Origin of the sequence: Leptospirillum ferrooxidans C2-3, assembly GCF_000284315.1 — a bacterium.
Taxonomy (GTDB): Bacteria; Nitrospirota; Leptospirillia; order Leptospirillales; family Leptospirillaceae; genus Leptospirillum; species Leptospirillum ferrooxidans.
In genome coordinates this window covers 449,457-467,299 of the sequence record NC_017094.1, presented here as the reverse complement: position 1 = coordinate 467,299, position 17,843 = coordinate 449,457, and the positions used below count along the sequence as shown (strand labels likewise).

At 49.0% G+C, this 17,843-nt stretch carries 15 protein-coding genes, 2 tRNA genes and 1 pseudogene; 12 read left to right on the top strand and 6 right to left on the bottom strand.

The features are described 5' to 3' along the window. Positions 1-195 precede the first annotated feature (195 nt). Together LFE_RS13525 and LFE_RS02375 are read left to right on the top strand one after the other, a co-directional pair. Positions 196-1,788 (top strand): annotated as a pseudogene (locus LFE_RS13525) (IS3 family transposase). A gap of 35 nt (positions 1,789-1,823) precedes the next feature. Further along, on the top strand, positions 1,824-2,015 hold the full coding sequence (locus LFE_RS02375) for a hypothetical protein (RefSeq protein WP_148272517.1): 192 nt from the start codon (positions 1,824-1,826) through the stop codon (positions 2,013-2,015). Between the two features lie 478 nt (positions 2,016-2,493). Here the strand turns inward: LFE_RS02375 and LFE_RS02370 are convergent. Then, positions 2,494-2,571 (bottom strand) — tRNA-Arg (locus LFE_RS02370). Between the two features lie 160 nt (positions 2,572-2,731). Here LFE_RS02370 and leuS point away from each other — a divergent pair. From leuS to holA, 3 genes are read left to right on the top strand one after another with little or no spacing between them, the layout of a single operon-like run. Next, on the top strand, positions 2,732-5,218 hold the full coding sequence (gene leuS / locus LFE_RS02365; RefSeq protein ID WP_014448677.1) for a leucine--tRNA ligase: 2,487 nt from the start codon (positions 2,732-2,734) through the stop codon (positions 5,216-5,218). A 4-nt stretch (positions 5,219-5,222) separates the two neighbouring features. Continuing rightward, positions 5,223-5,933: an LPS assembly lipoprotein LptE gene (gene lptE / locus LFE_RS02360; protein WP_041773947.1), complete on the top strand. Its 711-nt coding sequence runs from the start codon at positions 5,223-5,225 to the stop codon at positions 5,931-5,933. Beyond that, a complete protein-coding gene (gene holA, locus LFE_RS02355) occupies positions 5,930-7,006 on the top strand; it encodes a DNA polymerase III subunit delta (RefSeq protein ID WP_014448675.1) in 1,077 nt (358 codons plus the stop codon). Before lptE ends, holA begins: the two co-directional genes overlap by 4 nt. Here holA and rpsT read toward each other — a convergent pair. Next, complete coding sequence (gene rpsT / locus LFE_RS02350) at positions 6,990-7,253, bottom strand: 30S ribosomal protein S20 (RefSeq protein WP_014448674.1); 264 nt, start codon at positions 7,251-7,253, stop codon at positions 6,990-6,992. The two genes, holA and rpsT, sit on opposite strands and share 17 nt — an antisense overlap. A 242-nt stretch (positions 7,254-7,495) precedes the next feature. On the opposite strand from rpsT, the gene murJ reads away from it, so the two are divergent. After that, positions 7,496-9,109, top strand: a complete 1,614-nt coding sequence (murJ, locus tag LFE_RS02345; protein WP_014448673.1) for a murein biosynthesis integral membrane protein MurJ — start codon at positions 7,496-7,498, stop codon at positions 9,107-9,109. On the opposite strand, the gene LFE_RS02340 is transcribed toward murJ, so the two are convergent. Further along, positions 9,080-9,649 (bottom strand): HNH endonuclease, encoded by a 570-nt coding sequence (locus LFE_RS02340; RefSeq protein WP_014448672.1) that lies wholly within the window; start codon positions 9,647-9,649, stop codon positions 9,080-9,082. The genes murJ and LFE_RS02340 overlap by 30 nt on opposite strands. Before the next feature lie 164 nt (positions 9,650-9,813). Here LFE_RS02340 and LFE_RS02335 point away from each other — a divergent pair, with 164 nt between their 5' ends. From LFE_RS02335 to LFE_RS02315, 5 genes are all read left to right on the top strand, one after another. Next, positions 9,814-10,308: a DciA family protein gene (locus tag LFE_RS02335; RefSeq protein WP_158310229.1), complete on the top strand. Its 495-nt coding sequence runs from the start codon at positions 9,814-9,816 to the stop codon at positions 10,306-10,308. Positions 10,309-10,452: 144 nt separating this feature from the next. Beyond that, positions 10,453-10,743, top strand: a complete 291-nt coding sequence (locus tag LFE_RS02330) for a hypothetical protein (protein WP_014448670.1) — start codon at positions 10,453-10,455, stop codon at positions 10,741-10,743. Beyond that, positions 10,740-11,699: an ATP-binding protein gene (locus tag LFE_RS02325; protein ID WP_014448669.1), complete on the top strand. Its 960-nt coding sequence runs from the start codon at positions 10,740-10,742 to the stop codon at positions 11,697-11,699. The genes LFE_RS02330 and LFE_RS02325 overlap by 4 nt, the downstream gene beginning before the upstream one ends. Positions 11,700-11,705: 6 nt before the next feature. Further along, a complete protein-coding gene (locus tag LFE_RS12870; RefSeq protein ID WP_014448668.1) occupies positions 11,706-12,644 on the top strand; it encodes a PD-(D/E)XK nuclease family protein in 939 nt (312 codons plus the stop codon). Between the two features lie 445 nt (positions 12,645-13,089). After that, positions 13,090-14,157 (top strand): sensor domain-containing diguanylate cyclase, encoded by a 1,068-nt coding sequence (locus tag LFE_RS02315; protein ID WP_014448667.1) that lies wholly within the window; start codon positions 13,090-13,092, stop codon positions 14,155-14,157. Positions 14,158-14,214: 57 nt separating this feature from the next. On the opposite strand, the gene LFE_RS02310 is transcribed toward LFE_RS02315, so the two are convergent. Then, positions 14,215-16,338 (bottom strand): methyl-accepting chemotaxis protein, encoded by a 2,124-nt coding sequence (locus tag LFE_RS02310; protein ID WP_148272516.1) that lies wholly within the window; start codon positions 16,336-16,338, stop codon positions 14,215-14,217. A 435-nt stretch (positions 16,339-16,773) separates the two neighbouring features. Beyond that, entirely contained in the window at positions 16,774-17,304 is a 531-nt protein-coding gene (locus tag LFE_RS02305) for a hypothetical protein (protein ID WP_148272515.1), read from the bottom strand. Between the two features lie 191 nt (positions 17,305-17,495). On the opposite strand from LFE_RS02305, the gene LFE_RS14055 reads away from it, so the two are divergent. Then, positions 17,496-17,672 carry a hypothetical protein gene (locus tag LFE_RS14055; protein WP_014448664.1) on the top strand — a complete coding sequence of 59 codons (177 nt, stop codon included), beginning with the start codon at positions 17,496-17,498 and terminating at the stop codon, positions 17,670-17,672. Between the two features lie 88 nt (positions 17,673-17,760). On the opposite strand, the gene LFE_RS02295 is transcribed toward LFE_RS14055, so the two are convergent. Further along, a tRNA-His gene (locus tag LFE_RS02295) sits at positions 17,761-17,835 on the bottom strand. Between the last annotated feature and the right edge of the window lie 8 nt (positions 17,836-17,843).

Below are 17,843 nucleotides of genomic sequence, written 5' to 3'. Positions count from 1 at the left end.
AAAACAAGATCCTCTAACGAGGAAAACAGATCATAATCGTTCCTGGTTAAAAGTCTGGATCCGAGTTTTTGGCTTTCTGATCCTCAGGCCCGTTTTTCAGGTCTTTCTCCCCCTGTGTCAGGATAATTGTCGCATGACTTTGAGAAGTCTTTGAGGGAAGATTGATCCAAAACTAAACAGGCGAGGAGAGAAAACATGGGTCAACAATACGCATTGGAATTCAAGGAAAGCATCGTCAAGAGAATGCTTTCTCCTCAGAACGAATATATCCCCACCTTGTCCCGGGAAACCGGGATTCCTGTCGATACTCTTTATACCTGGAGGGTTAAATATCGATCCCGGTTCATGGGCGCAGCCCTTTTGAAAGATCGGGAAACGTCTTCCCTGAGCTCGGAAGAGAAGCTTTCAATCCTTCTCGAAACAATGTCCTTAAATGAACACGAGTTGGGAGAGTATTGTCGTCAAAAGGGCCTCTACCCGGAACAGATTGAGGCCTGGAAGAAAACGGTTCTGGAGGGGTTGCTCTCTCCCTGAAAAGACGCAGAGGGAAAAGGTATCTCAGCAAGCCAAAACGATCCGGCAGCTGGAAAGCGAGCTTCTTCGGAAGGAAAAAGCCCTGGCAGAGGAGGCCACTCTCCTGATGCTTAAAAAAAAAGTGGACGCTCTTTTGGAGGAAAAAGAGGTCGGAAGATCGATGGGGAGTCCCGTCAGGAAATGACACGTTTGATCGAGGAAGCCCGAAAGGAGGGGGCTCGCCTTTCCAGGATCTGTGCCGTTCTGGAGATTTCTCCCAGGGCGTTCCAGCGACATGGGAAGAAGAAAGCGGGAGGAGAGGACGGGCGCAAGGCAGCCCAGACGAAACGAGCCCCTGCCAATGGGCTCACTTGCGAAGAGGAGGCCATGATTGTATCAACGGTGAACGAACCTCGCTTCGCCTCCATGTCTCCGGCCCAGATCGTTCCGATTCTGGCCGATGAAGAGCAGTATCTGGCATCGGAGTCGACTCTCTACCGGATCCTTCGGAAGAGAGGGCAGCTTGCCCATCGTGGGCGTTCCAAGGCCCCGACGCACAAGCGTCCTTCGCCGCTTGAAGCCACCGCTCCGAATCAGGTCTGGACATGGGATATCACCTATCTCTCCACGACCGTCAAAGGCCATTTTTTCTATTTGTACCTGATTCTGGATCTTTACAGCCGAAAGGTTGTGGGATGGGAGGTCTATGCGGAAGAATCCTCCGAACATGCGGCCGAGACGATCCGGAAAACCGTTTTTCGGGAGAGAAAAGGAGGGATCGCGCCGAAGGTCGTCCTGCACTCGGACAATGGGGCGCCTATGAAGGGAGCCACAATGCTTGGAACGCTCCAGATGCTGGGAATTCGCCCCTCATTCGGGCGTCCTTCCGTCAGTAATGACAACGCCTATTCGGAGTCACTCTTCAAAACCCTGAAATACCGGCCGGACGACCCGGTGGAAAAGCCCTTCGACACACTGGAAGAGGGGCGGAAATGGGTCTCATCTTTCACAGGGTGGTACAACGAAGAGCACCGCCACAGTGCCATCAAGTTTGTAACGCCTTCACAGAGACATAGCGGGAAAGAGCGGGAAATTCTGAATCGAAGGGAGAGGATTTACCAGGAAGCACAAAAGAAAAATCCCGAACGATGGTCCGGAAAAACGAGAGACTGGACGCCTATCGGAAAAGTGACTTTGAATCCTCAAAAAGAGGTGGTCCGTAAAGACCAAAATTTGAAAGAGGAAAAGTCCAAGAAAATGCGACAGATTGTTTGACAATTACCGCGGGAATGGATCCATATAGCCGGTCAGTGAGAACTCTCACAGAGGTCCGGGTACGCCTCAAAGAGGCGACCCTCACAAAAAAAGGCGTCCTCGTGCTGGCCACCAACAACGTCGACGACACTTCCCTCTCCTCCTCCCGCTCTCTGATCTCCACCTACAAGGTTCAGGGATCGATGATCGAGGGGAGTCCTGGAAACCAATTTCAGGCGATCCGTTGATGCCTCAATCATCGATTGAACGAATCACCTGACTTCTCTGGAATACTGTTAGCTTCTTCGTAAGTTTGGCCAGGATAGTGATTGAATGAGCCCACACTACGGTATTCTTGCTAAAATCAATTATCTTTAACTGGTAAAGAATCTTCGTTCAAACCGGTCTACAACAATTGTGAGACATCCGACAGACCCGATAATGGCGATATCTGCTCCCAATTGTCGACCAGGAGAATCGATTTCCGAAGCGGGCACAGCCCATTTGGTACCGTCGCTCCTCGGACGCAATAGAGCGAGACTCATCAGACCCTGAGACAACGACCACCTGTTCTGAGTCTTCCAATGTTTCCTCGAAACATCCTTTAAGAATCCCTATCACCCAAAGAACTCGTGGCGAGTAGTTTTTGAGTTTCAAGAAGACAGAAGACGACATATGATTCGTTTGGAATGTTCAATGCTGGTGAGGAATTAATGTGTTTTGATGTGGTGCGCCCGGCAGGAGTTGAACCTGCGACCTTCAGATTCGTAGTCTGTTGCTCTATCCGGGCTGAGCTACGGGCGCATGAAAGAGGAAGGACGTCCGATTATAGTGATTTCTTCTCCGGAATCAAATCCCCTTGAGATTTCCCCACCGCAATTCTTTGGTTTTCTTTGGATAGGCATCTTTTTTTGTTAAGATACCCGATGTCAGATACCCCACTAAATGGAGGAATACCCGTCCCGTGAGCCAGCATCCCTACCTCTTTAAAGAAATCGAAGCCAATGTTCAGGCCATTTGGGAAGAAAGCAATGCATTCCGAACGGAAAACCAAAGCGATCGACCAAAGTTCTACTGTCTGGAAATGTTTCCCTACCCTTCCGGAAGGATTCATATGGGCCATGTCAGGAATTATTCCATTGGAGACGCCCTCGCCCGCTATAAGCGAATGAGGGGATTCAATGTCCTGCATCCGATGGGTTGGGACGCGTTTGGTCTTCCGGCCGAAAACGCCGCCATACAGAGAAACATTCCACCGAGAACATGGACAATCGACAACATTGCCCACATGAAAAAACAGCTTAAGAAGCTGGGGCTCTCCTACGACTGGGACCGCGAGGTCGCAACCTGCCTCCCGGACTACTATCGCTGGAACCAGTGGCTCTTCCTCCAGTTTTTAAAACGGGGCCTGGCCTATAAAAAGGGAGGACTTCTCAACTGGTGCGACCAGTGTGCGACGGTTCTCGCAAACGAGCAGGTGGAAGAAGGTCTTTGCTGGAGATGCAAAAGCCCGGTTGAGCTCAGATCTCTTGAGCAGTGGTATCTGAAAATTACCGATTATGCAAAAGAGCTTCATGACACATTAAAAGAACTTACCGGATGGCCTGAAAAAGTCAGGACAATGCAGGAAAACTGGATTGGCCCCTCCACCGGCGCACACATCGACTTTACCGTTGCCGGACTGAAGAAACATCTGACCGTCTTTACCACCCGTCCGGACACCTTGTTCGGAGTGACATTCGTAACGATTGCCCCGGAACACGAAGAAATGGAAGAGCTTCTCTCCCTTTCTCCAAACCGTGATTTGGCCAAGGCATTTATCCATGAAACTCTTCACAAGCGAACAACGGAACGAAATGCGGAGCTCGTTGAAAAAGAAGGCATCGACTCCGGAGTCAGGCTGGTCCATCCGTTGACAGGAGAGACCATCCCCCTCTGGATTGGAAACTTTGTTGTTTCCGGTTACGGGACAGGAATTGTCATGGGCGTTCCAGCCCACGATACGAGAGATTTTGAATTTGCCAAAAAGTATGGCATTCCGATCAAGACGGTCATTTCCGACTCTTCAAACAACCCGCTCCAAACCCAACAGGAAGCCATGACCGGACCGGGCATTCTGGTTCAATCAGGACAATTTGACGGGCTCAAAAACGATCAGGCCAAAATCGAGATCACCAGATACCTCGAAGAAAAAGGAGCGGGTCGCTCTGTTACAACCTACAGGCTGAGGGATTGGGGAATCTCCCGGCAACGCTATTGGGGAACACCTATCCCTGTTCTCTATTGTGATGGCTGCGGAATGGTTCCGGTACCAGAAAAGGATCTCCCGGTTTTGCTTCCAGAACATGTCTCCTTCACCGGCAAGGGTGGCTCTCCACTCGCCGAACAGCCGTCTTTTCTCAATGTCCGGTGCCCACAATGTGGCAAGGATGCCAAGAGAGAAACTGACACGATGGATACCTTCATCGACTCGTCCTGGTATTTTCTTCGATTTACCGACCCGAAAAACACCGAGATGCCATTTGACCGGCTGAAATCTGCCCATTGGCTTCCGGTCGACCAGTATGTCGGAGGGGTCGAACACGCCATCCTCCATCTTCTTTATGCCCGTTTCTTTACAAAGGTCCTGAACGATATCGGACTCTCTCCGGTTCGGGAGCCCTTCCAATCCCTTCTGACTCAAGGGATGGTTTTGAAAGACGGAAGCAAGATGTCCAAATCAAAAGGCAACGTCGTGGACCCCGATTTGCTCATTGACCGTTATGGAGCCGATACGGTCAGGCTGTTTACCCTTTTTTCCGCCCCCCCCGACAAAGATCTCGCATGGGACGACAAGGCCGTCGAAGGGGCCTACCGATTTCTGGGAAGACTTTTCCAAAAATCCCAGGAGTTGTTGACTCATCCCGGATTTCAGAAAAGAGCTTCCTTTACCGATGAGCTCCCGTCAGAGCTTCGTCTTGTACGGACCAAAATCCATGAAACGATACAGGATGTGACACGGGACCTCGATGGCGATGCCCAGATGAACACCGCCATCGCAAGACTCATGGAGCTCCTGAACACGCTCTATTCGGTTGACATTCAAAATGGCGCCGCTGAACGATCCGTTCTCCACGAAGGCCTTCATGTCACATCCATGCTTCTTTCTCCGTTCGCCCCTCACCTATCCCAGCATCTTTGGAGCAGTCTGGGAGAAGAGGGGCTGGTTTTAAATGCCGGCTGGCCGAAAATCGACCAGTCGGCCCTTTTGAGAGATGTTGTTCCCTTTATTGTGCAGGTCAATGGAAAGCTGCGGGCAACATTGATGCTCCCACCGGCCACAACCGAGGCTGAACTGAAAGAACAGGCCCTTCAGGATGAAAAGGTCACCCGGGTTTTGGAAGGATTGCAGATCAGGAAGATCGTCCATGTTCCCGGAAAACTTTTGAATTTTGTCGCGGGACCCGGATAGTCCATTGAAACACTTCTTCTGGCGAATGGGCTTTCTCTCCCTCTTCTTCGGGATATTGGGGGGATGTGGGTATCACATATCCAACCTGTCGGGGTTGACGCATCTCCCTAACGCCAAGCACCTGTCACTGGGAAAGCATGTGACAATGTCCGTCCAGTCTTTTCATAACGCAACAGTCTTTCCCCTGATTGAAACCCAGGTTTCACAGCTTTTAAAAGACGAGCTTCTGAAAGTATCGGGCATTACCCTGGTCAACAACCCCAAATACGCGGACCTTGTCTTGTCAGGAACGGTCGTCAGCGCAGCAGAAATCCCGCTTGCACTGTCCTCAACCCAGGGAATCGAACAATATCTGGTTGAAATCGTCCTCTCCGCCAAAGTCACCGGCTACGATGGAAAAATTATCTGGCAAGGCGGATCCATCATTGGTGGCGCCCCGATGTATGTCAACAACAATCTGGCCATATTCCAGCAGAACCAGTCCTATGCCATGAACGAAGCAACACAATCGGCTGTGAGCCGCCTTGTGTCTTCCATGGCCCACAACCTCAAATCGGCTGTTTTCATCATCCCCAACCAGTCCCTTTCCCAGCCGCTCTCCCCACAAGTACCCGGAGGAATGGCAAGCCCATTTCCCAACTCACCCGGAGCTCCGGGCGGGATTCCCCAGCAACCTGGTGTTCCCGGCGGAATTCCTCCCGGGACAATCCCATGATCCAATCCTCTCTTGATCTTCTTCAAAAGGATTTTCCGGTCTCTCCCATTCTCTTGCTGATTCCGGAAGACGCCCTGATCAGACAGGTGATCCGAAAAGCACTGATTCACCGGATATTTCCCGAATCGGACAGCGACAATGTCCTGATCAATCTTGAGGAAAAATCCGGAAGTGACGTTCAGACGGGCGACATCCGAAGGTTCCTTTTTGAATCGAGTCTCTTTGGATCAAAGAGACTCGTCTGGATCGAACAGGCCGATAAAATCGACGACCTGTCCCTAAAGGCAATCTCCAAAATACTGGAAGGGAACACGTCCGTTCCCAAGGCACTGATTGTTCTTGAACTCAAGGAAAAAACGGCGGAAGAGCTCTCAAAATCCTTTCCGGGATACAGGATGGGATGGCCCAGAGTCGCAGCCCAAAAAGATCAGGAATTTCAGAACTGGGTTTTGGAACTTGGGAAGAAAAGAAATCTTAAGGTTACACAACCTGCCGCAGAAATCCTTCAGCATCATTTTGACAGCCATCTGGGACTTGTTGACCAATGGCTGGAAAAGATCAGCGTTTCATTCAAGAATGCAACCAGCGACAGTAAACTTCCCATCATCACACCCGAGTTTCTTCTTCACTCGGAGGACAGGATTGAAGATCCTCTCCAGACCGTTTTTCATCTTTTTACAGGATGGGAAGAGAAAGACCGGAGAGTCCTGCTGGACTGGAAAAGGTTTGCGGGAAAAAGTGGATCACCATTGGGAATTTTATCGTTATGGCATCGCCAGTGGAGACTCTATACCATTGGCAACCTGTTGCTATCGGATTCGAATGGAACACAAACTTTGGCACAGATGGAAAAGCTTTCTCCCTACAGGGCGAGAAAAGTGATGGAAACAGCAGGAAAGCTGAATTCCAAAACTCTCAAAAGAGGCTATGAACTTCTGGTTGAAACGGATTTTCTCATGAAGTCGGGGGGAAATCCGGACATCGCCATGGACAGGCTTCTGTTGGGACTGTGGGCACTGTCCCCCAAGGGACAGAAACCCACAAACCAATATGGCGTCAGGAAAGTGCGTTGACTTTGTTCGTCAGCCTGGAAATTTTTCTTGAAGCGGCATTGCGATGAAGGATGCGACGATTGACCGCATGATCAAGAACCGGAACCACCTCACCCAGAAAAGTGATGGCTTCCTGCTTTTTGCCTTCGGAGACAGCCACCTCAACCTTGCGGGCCATTGTCCTGATCATCGAAATGGCCTGCCGATTGTGATTCCGTCTTTTTTCATTTTTACGAATGTCTTTGATTGTAGCACTATGGGATGCCAAACGAACCTCCTTGAAAACACCGGACCCGACCAAAAGCGGTGGGCCATTTCACCTGTCATTCTGCCGCCAGAAAAGCAGAAAATCTATTGTCTACACAATCGGAGACCGCCCATCCTTCTTCCTGAATCAGGACGACATCAAACGGTATCGGCCGCAATCTCCGAGATAAAAGACACGAAATCCGAAGATGTCATTCTAGGGGAAAAAACAAAACATTTCAACAAACATTCTCCTGAGGGCCAATGACCGAACAAACAAAAGAACCCAAGCATCTCGGAAAAAAAACCGGATCGGTCTCACTGGCCACGCTTATATCGAGAATTGCCGGATTTCTGCGGGACATGTTTATCGCCGATCGTTTTGGAACCACGTCCCTCTCGGATCTTTTTTATATCGGGTACAGGATTCCGAATATGCTCAGGGAGCTTTTTGCCGAAGGAGCCCTTTCCTCCGCCTTCATCCCTTCCCTTTCCAGAACGCTCGCAACAAAGGGTGTCCGGGAGGCCTCAAGACTCTATACCGCTGTCCTTTATATCCTCGTCATCATCCTTGGGGGGGTTATCCTTCTCGGAGAGCTCTTCGCCCCGGAGATCCTGCGGATACTCGCTCCGGGATACTCAATGGACCCGCACTCAAGAACCATTGGCATCACCCTCATCCGGATCATGTTTCCTTTTCTGTTCTTCATTTCACTGTCAGCCCTTCTGATGGGCATCCTGAATGTCGAAAACAAGTTTTTCCTGCCGGCATTCTCTCCTGCCTTTTTCTCCCTGGGCCTTGTTATCGGAATGGTTCTTCCCGGCGGACTGACCGATCATCATCCTGTTTATGGACTTGCCATGGGAGTCATTCTAGGAGGGATCTTTCAATGGGCCCTACAGTGGTTCTTCATGAAAAAGGACTCTATTGGACTCGATCTCAGCATGTCCCTCAAAGAAGGGATCCGGCATACCGAAGCCAGGAGGGTCATGCGTCTGATCATTCCTTCAATCGGTGGATTGTGGGTGATGCAGGGGAATCTTCTGATTGCAACGATCCTCGGATCGTATCTCGCAAAGGGCACCATTTCTTCACTCTATTATGCGATGAGGCTTGTTCAGTTTCCTCTCGGACTGATTGGAGCAGCGATCGCAACAGTCATTCTCCCCATTCTTGCCCGGCAAAGTCTTGAGGAAAATGCCAAGGAAAAAAGTCTTCATACCCTGAAAGACGGATACAGGCTTTCACTTTACTTCATGCTTCCGGCAACCGCAGGACTCCTGTCCCTGGGAGAGCCACTGATCAAAATCATTTTCGAGCATGGATCATTCCGGACCCAAAGTGTCCACGAAACACTTCTCGCGCTTTGGGGCTACGCCATCGGACTCTGGTCCTTTTCGGGAGTCCGGATCCTTGTCCGAATCTACTATGCCGTACAAAACACGAGATTCCCGGTCAAAGCGGCCATTTTTGGACTTCTGGCAAACCTTATTGTATCGGTTGTCTTCCTGAAATCGCTGGGAATCATTTCTCTGGCTGTGGGAATTACGATCGGGTCTATCGTCAATCAGCTGGTTCTTTTTTATGGTTCAAAAAAAATCATGGGACAATGGCCATGGGTAATTTTCGGGAATCTCCTCCCTGTTCTGGGGTGGTCTTCAGGGCTTTTCATCCTGGAAGCATTCCTGTGGAAAAAGTTCACCGTTCTGTTTCCGGCACCCAGCCCTTCCCTCATCGCAATGGCAATCCTCTTCCTTATTGTGTCAGGGGCCACTTTTTATATTATGGGAACGATCTTTTCCGGGGTGGAAGAGGGCCGGCTTCTTCTTTCGGGAAGCCGGTCCCTGCTAAAAAGACTCCTTCGAAGAAGCCGCTGAGAAGATCCTCTCCCGATAATTGGACTGGAAAAGATAATTTGACCAGGAAGAGGGCATTTCAGAACGAAGGGACATATGTAAGAGAATCGCGGGAAACCAGTGGGGACGAGCGGCTTTCTTCAGAAGCCTCATTCCGGCCTCGTCAGGGGTCTGTCCGGATTTGAGGTGATTGCATTTTTTGCAGGCAGTAACGATGTTTTCCCATGTTTTTGTCCCGCCACGAGCGGCCGGAAAAACATGGTCAAAGGTCAGATCACTCTTATCGAATCGTTTTCCGCAATACTGGCAGGAATAACCGTCACGGGCAAAGATGGTCTCCCGGGAAAAACGCACCATCTGACGAATTTGATGAAAAGAGACCATCCGCTGGAGCCGGATAACGGAAGGCATCTTCATCGCCATGGAAACAGAATGGATCTCCCGGTCAAAAGTTTCCACAACTTCCACCTTCCCCTGAAAAATCAGGGTAACGGCCTTTTCCCAGGAAACAATTTTCAGTGGTTCATAAGTCGCATTCAAAAGAAGGGCTTGCCCGGACATCCGAACCCCCAATCTCCTAACGCCAACAGCATCTGATCCGACGAAAATGCTTCAGAGAGCCTTTCATGAAAGGAAAGACCCTTGAGTGACAAAAGGGACGGATGTATTATTCCATAAACAGGATTTTCCCTGCAAATCCTCTACGGGCAGAATTGGGGTCGAACTTGTCTTTCACATCCATTTCCTCAATTGCCAGCTCCCAAAAATCCCTTTTTGGAATTGAAGAGGGTGTGCGTCTTGTCCTCTTCCAGCGGGACTGGGACAGCCACCTTCCATCTCCGATCAGGGACAATACCTACCCTGGAGCCATCTCACCCGAAGGAATTATCATCAGGACATCCCGGCAGGCGTGGCAGCGACAATGCACTTTTCTTCTGCCCGAAATCCGGGAGACGATTCAGGCCATCGCACCCGACCTTGCCCACCTGCCGATTGTCATCCGGCTTGAAAAGCCTTTCAGGAAACCATTGCCGGCTAAAAACAACAGCGTGGAACTGACAGAAGAGCTCCAGAACCAGGCAATGGCAATCAGCATGCTCTCAGAAGATCCTGGTGTTCGGAAAGCGTGTTACCCGATCATCCTCAAATCCCTTCTCACCGCTAAAAAACTGGGATTACCCATCATTTCGCCAAAAACAGATCCCCCTCAGGATAGCTGATCAGACCCTCTTGCCTTTTCCAACTGTTCCCCGCTCTGATATGATCAGAATATCGCTAAACTGCTGGCAGGTGAATCTCACAGGGACGTTTTTCAGTCTTCCCTTCGTTCATCTCCATACGCCTTAACAGGAAGGATTTCCCCATTGTCAGAATCCGAGGACCAGAGTCCCGAGGCAACACGATCCGTCACTGAAGAAGGAACCGCTCCCCATCATAGGGTTCCGACACCGATTAGGGTCTTCAACGCCCAAACAGGAGAGCATATCGAAGTTCCATTCCAGAAAAGGGTTTCCACACTGCTGCTCAAGCTGGGCCTCGATTCTGAAACCGTTCTTGTCATCCAGAAAGACAGTCTTCTTTTGCCGGGAGACAGTATTGATCCGCAGTACGAGGTGGAGATCAGGCCGGTCATCTCGGGAGGTTCCGGATCATGAATTGTCGAGTCTGTAAAAAAAAGGCCGTTATCGCCATCCCCCGGCACAATACCGCATTCTGTGCAGACTGCTTTGATAAATACTTGATGGATCAGGTTCGAAAAACCATCAAGGAATTCAGGATGTTCGAACCGGGTGACCGTATTCTTCTGGCCGTTTCGGGAGGAAAGGATTCTCTCGCCCTTTGGGAGATACTGAAAAGGCTTGAACTTGATGTCCTCGGGTACCACCTCGACCTCGGCATTTCTGAGTACTCGAAGGAGAGCACCGAGAAAACGCGAGCTTTTGCGGAAAAAAGAGGATATCCACTTATTATCGAGGAGATCGAATCAGAAACGGGAGCCACACTTCCCGTTATAGCCGAATCCACCAAAAGACCCCCGTGCTCGGCATGTGGCCTTTCCAAACGGCACCTTTTCAATCGGGCGGCCCGGCAACATGGCTGTCAGGTTCTTGCAACGGGACACAACCTGGACGATGAAGCCTCACGCCTTTTGGGAAACATTCTCCATTGGCAGGATGGATATCTGGAAAAACAGTCCCCATCCCTTCCTGCTGAAGGAGGGCTCATACGAAAAGTCAAACCGTTGAATCGCCTGACCGAAAAAGAAATGGCCACCTATGCCTACCTGAAGGGAATCGATTACGTCATCAGGGAATGCCCCATGTCCGCTGATGCAAAACAGATCTTCTATAAAAAAGTCTTGAATGACATTGAAAAAGAATCTCCCGGTACAAAACAGTTTTTTTACTTCGGATTCCTCGAGCGCTTAGAGAAGATGTTTCCTCCATCAAGTGAAAACGCTCCTCCCGCAGGAAGTTGCAAAGTCTGCCAGGAGCCCTGCTACACGGATATTTGCAGTTTTTGTCGACTCCGGATGAAATTGTCTCCTTTTCCCGAGACTCAAGAAACAGCGGAATCTTCGATCAATTTCATCACGCCCAATACTCACTGAGGAACCATGGCCCTTCTTGTCAATTCGTTCAGTTATTCCCCTTCCCAATGGGGGCAGTATGAAACATGCCCCCGACAATACTGGTTTTCCCGCTATGGATCATGGGGTGGATGGGAAAAAAACTGTTCTCCCCTGACGCGCGAGATTTACAGGCTCAAAAAACTCTCCAACCGTTATCTCTGGAGCGGAAGCCGAGTCCATGAAGCCATCTCTTCCATTCTGAAATCCTTCCAGGCGGGCCATGAGATCGATCCGGAGAAGGAAAAACAAAAACTTCTCTTCCAGATGAGGCTCGATTTCAGGGAATCAAAGGCTCTTCTTCCCGAAACCATTCCCCCCAAGGGAAGCTATCGATTCATTGAACACGACGACCAGGAAATGGCGATCCTCGATTCCGAATGGAAGGAAATTGTCGGGAAAAGCCTTGCAACGCTTGAGAACTTCTTCCTGTCCGAACCTTGGGAATGGATCCGGTCACTGGGACCCGATTGCCTTATACGGACAGACGAAATCCTCGAGAGTATCCCTTTTCAGACCGATGGGATCGATTTTCCGGTCTATCTATCCATCGACTTGGCTATAAACGATCCGGAAGGCTTGATCATCCTGGATTGGAAGACAGGAAAACCAAGCCCCAAGAATCATCAGCCACAACTCGATCTTTATGCTTATTATGCCGTGAAAAAATTCGGTCGAGAACCCCATACCATCAGGACCGGAGCGATCTACCTCTCAAACCCGGACAGGAAAGTCTCCCTTTCCTCTTCTTCTCAAGTCATCTTTGAGGAAACCCATTCCCGCATCGAACAACACACCAGAACCATTCTTTCAAAGATTCAGGATCCCTTGAACGGTGTCGCGGAAAAAGAGGGATTCACTCCGATGCCGGGAGCTTATTCCTGCAAGAGCTGTTTTTTCAGAAGAGTTTGCGAAGACGCATACTAGTCCCGGGTCCATCCATACAAATCTGGCCGACAAATGATATAATGAAAGAGTTATTAAAAAATAAAAATCAGATCAATTAAATATATCATCATATTTTTTGAAACACTGGGCTGATGCCCATTTGGGTGAGGAAGGCGATTAGCAATCAAGACTTTTTTATTTGGGAACAAGCGATCTGAAAGACAGTCGCTCATCGAAAAACACTAAGGGCTGGAAGGGAACTTCGATGATCTGTCCCTTATCTGATAGGAGTTCCGGATCCCGAGAGTTGAAGTATGTGATTTGCGTCACATAACAACATGACCAAATTCACTGATCAATCCATCAATTGGGGGTAATCTCGCTCTCATGGTTCACTCGGGATCATTTTCCGGTCGATTGCTTATGAAAAGATCTTTCAAATTCCACCCGGTATTTCCTGCTCTCAATATATAAAGGAGCCTCCATGGATCCGATCCTTTCCCCAGAAGAAATCAAGGCGCTCATGGCCAGCATCAGGGTCCCCGGGATTCACGAGACTTCCCCTGAAATCCCATCCGGTGAGCAGACATCCAGTCCGAACCCACCCATCGAAAGCGGTGCGATGATATCGGACCAGGATGGGCAAATCGTCTGGGTCAGCGAAGATTTTCTCAAGATGACCGGGAAAGAAAAAGAAAACCTGATCGGTCAGACCCCAGAGTTTATGAAAGTCCCCAAGCACGTCAGCAAAACATCGCTGCCTGTCTGGGAAACCATACTGCAGGGAAAGATCTTTACAATGGTACACCACGACCACAGAACCAATGGATCCCCTTGCAACTATGAAATCACCCTCATTCCGATTCTGGGAGATAATGGGTCAATAACAAGCTTTGTTCATGTCTGGAAAGATATGGACAACAAGATCCAGAAAGAAAAAATCCTATGGAAACAAGCCCATATCGATCCGTTGACAGGGCTGCCCAACAGGAACTTCCTGTCCCAATGGATGCCGGCTGAAATTTTGAGAACCCAAAAAGAAAAAAGCCGGCTGGGCGTTCTCTTTCTTGATCTCAACGGGTTTAAAAAAGTCAACGATACGTGTGGACATGCAGGGGGAGACACCCTTCTGAAAGTGATCTCGGGACGACTCCTGCGATGCTCAAGGAGAACAGACCTTGTTGTCAGGCTGGGTGGTGACGAGTTTTTGATCCTTCTGAACAATATTGAAAGTGATACGGCACTGACATTACTGGTCGAACGCATTATGGAAGCGATACAAAAGCCCATCAGGATCGAAGGAAAACTTGTTGAGATAACAGGATCTGCCGGGGTTGCCATCTGCCCCCAGGATGGTGTCTTGTGGGAAGATCTGATTCGAAGGTCCGATGAGGCTATGTATATGTCCAAAAATCAGAACCAAAAAAGATGGCGTCTTGTTTCATCGACTTCCTTTGTCGATTCGATCAGGATCTCAGAATCCCGTTCCTTGAAAGACAATACGATCAAACTCCCCAGATTCCAGGAAAAAGTCCACCAGACCAAGGGGTAAATATAACCCGAAGCTCTCCTGAAAAGAGAGCTTCGGGCGCTTCATTCCCATGATCGCTTAATGGTCACTCACCTGAAATTGCCCCACCAGCTGCTGCAATTGTCTCGTGGAAAAACGAACCTTACCGACACTCCCCCGAAGAGCCTCTACCGCGTGTTGCATCCGTTCTGTCATGATCTTGGTATTCTTGACAATATCACTATGGGATTCGCTCGTCTCGAGAATATTGGCAATGGAATCCCCCATTTTCCGGACGACTTTCTCGATTCCTGCATGGTCCGAGCTTGATCCTTCTGTCAATAAAAGACCCTCCTCAACACCGGACATGCTGCCTTCCATCGTAGTAACGGCTTCTTTTGCTTCTCCCTGAACCTGGCTGATCATCGAACGAATTTCACGAGTCTGCATGCTGGTGCGTTCCGCAAGCTTTCGAACCTCTGCAGAGACGACACCAAACCCTCTCCCGTGATCTCCGGCCCTGGCGGCCTCGATTGCGGCATTCAGCGCCAAAAGATTGGTCTGGTCGGCAATTTCCTGAATAACCTCTACGATTTTTCCAATATTCCTGGCGCTCAACTCAAGCGCTTCAATGGATACCTTGGAATGGTCGATCGAGTGTCGTATGCCACCTGTCCTGGCACGAACAGCGTCAAATTGAGATCTGGCAGTTTCAATGACATGAGTCATCGATGATTTCATTTCCTCTGCAGTTTTTGATGCCACGGAAATTTCCGCCATTTGAGTGGCAAGAGACTGCAGGAGGGTCTCAATCGCCTTGACGACTTGAGCGGAGGCCCCATCAGCCTCATTATTTTTCTGAAGCATCTGCTGATTGGTCTCGAGAACCAATTCGGATGTCCTGACGACCTGACCGACTATCCCGTCAAGGTTGTCGATGAAACTATTGATCCACCGCCCCATTTCTCCTGTTTCATCCGCAACGAGAATCTTGTGATCAAGTCTCTGGCGGAGGTTTCCGCCCCCTTCTGAAATCGTCCGGATCACTCCGGTCATCTCCTTTAGTCGATGGGAAAAAGGCTGCAGTCCTTTTTTATAAAACCACAGGCACACCATCATAAAAAAGGGAAGAGTGAGCACCTCGCGCTCCCAGAATGAGAGTCCGGAAAGATGCAGAAAGCCGATATTCAAGGCCCATACAAGAAGATTCAATCCTACAAAAAGTCCCATAAACTGGAAATTCATGGATCTTCGTCGATAGACCTCCTCAAGATCTCCTTCGCACATCATTCCCCATCGATCGGGAGATCCAGGCATCTGAAAGGTCACACCTGATCCAATCACGGGAACATGACGGTAATCGGAATATCCGGGATAGGTCACAAACAGATTGCTCCCGTTTCGGATCGTTTCCCGGACCCCGGGGTGAAGATCCCCTGTCGATGGATCCGTAAATCGGAGTTCAAGCTCTGTATGGTGCTCCACCTTCACCGTACCCCATGATGTTTTGATTCCTCCCTTAAGGTTCTCTCCAAAGGAAAAGCTGTCATCTTCAAAGCGTGAACGAGACAGCGCAGTGCCCGGATCAATGGAAGGATCAAAATGAGACTCTGCCATAAAGAGATAATTATCTCCCGACTCGGGATAGACATGGCCAGCCTCCCGCTGGATCAGATCCCCGATGACATCATTGGGAATCCTTGCGCAAAGGCACCCCAGAGTTTCTCCCCGGCTCTTGATGGGGTGATAAAACATCAAGGTCACGTCATCATGAAATTTTGATGTCGAGGGACCAATTCTACCGGTCTCGGGATCGATATAGGGGCCATGAAGGAATGGAGCCTTGAGCCCCTCGAAAAAAGCTTTTGATACCAAAACAGCCCTTCCTTCCCTTTCCTTTTTGCTTGAGGCAACAACCGTTCCGGAAGAATCCAGGACAAACAGTTCAGAAATATCCAAAGAATGAACCCGTTCCAACTCCAGAAATTGACTCGATAACTCTGGCCACAGGTCAGCAGCCTCCTCAGCGATTGCCGATAAATAGAGCCACTTCTCTTGAGCCCATTGCGTCAATATTTTCAATCTGGTCGCGGAAATCCCCTCAAAAGTTCTTTCTACAAGCCCATAAGTATCCTGATTCAAAAGACAAGACAGTCCAAGACTCATCGCTCCCGTTTTTCCCAAAAAAGGGAGCCACTTCTTTTCATCTATAGATAAATTCATTTGATGACTTTTAAGCATACCGCCTCCGATGAGCATCAAGGGTTTAGTGCACTGTCTGCATCATGAGCAAACCTTATGCCACATTAGGAAGCATCGAGAAACAATAAGTTTTTTCAGGTTATAAGTATAATTTTATTTTATAATAAAAAATGAGATAAGCCCAGCGCAACAAAAATGGAAACATTACATCATTTTTGTTGAAATGCGATATAGCAAAATGGCAGGAAACAGGGATGTTCGGGTAAGGTTACCGGAGTTTTCTCTTGACTCAGGGGATTGGCATCATTTCCCTTGCTCTGATGGATCATGGAAAATACTTCAGTGTCAGGGAAAGATAGGACAGGCTGGTCAATGGCTCACAAATCTGGTGCAACAGCCATGGAGCGGTCTACCATTTCATTTCCACAGCGGGGATCTGTCGATCATTATTCCCACTTAGTCCAGATTCACAAGGACATACTTTTTCTTGAGTTTGGTCGTCCCCATGATAATCGTATCCACAATCTCGGCGTACCCTTGCTTGCTTAACCGGATCAAAAAAGCGCCGTCATTAGCCCAGATGGCTTTATTTTTAACACAGATTCTCACAGGAGTATTTGTCAGATAGCGACCATTAAAAAACAGTTTCGCCGACACGTTGGTTTCAATAATGAGCGGCGTTTCCGTTTTTGTGCAGGCAACACCAACCCTTCCGATATTTTTGTTGTTTTGCTTCTTGGAAATATTTCCCTTGTTTTGTGTGGACTGAGGAACGACCGAGGGTTGAATCACTGGTGAATTCGTTCCAATAGGAGGTGAAACAGGTGGTGGTGGCAATGAATTTTGGTTCGTCTGGGCGGGAGTCTGTGAATTGGTGCTTTCATAGCGTTGTTGCATTTCGTTGAGAAGATCTTGCGCTGAATCGGCCAAAACAACCCCAGAGGTCAATTGGATGCCTGCGAGGAAAACCATTATGAACTTGAGCATTCGCATTTTTCACCTGAAGTTAAATTGTATGAGCCAATCCTTCGACCCTTATATGATACATAATTCCAATCTTCCAGGCGACTTCACCCACGGTGGCATTTTCCCCATGAACCTCACTTGAATCTGCCATGATTCGCTTCAGTTTTCAGTCGGAGCGCCCTATAAAGGGCTTTGATGGAATCCTCTCCGGGATGAATCCCGAAGTTTTAAAACATTTTCAGATAAAAGAACGATACGGGCCTGAAAACGGAGAAGCAAACGAAAAATTCAAGATGCTCGGAAGGAAGCATAAGGGATCTGGAATGAGATCAGAAAACGGATGGGCAGTGGATTACCCTTTTGTTCCGGAGATAGAAGTCCGGAGATAGGAAAAAGGTGAACGCGATTTAAAAAAAGTCAAAAGAGGGTAGTGCCACGGAAAAAACGATCAGACTCTTAAGTAATATGGCTATACATTGGGGTGAGTGAGGGGTTTCGAACCCCCAACCCCTGGAGCCACAGACCAGTGCTCTGCCCTTGAGCTACACTCACCATTGAAG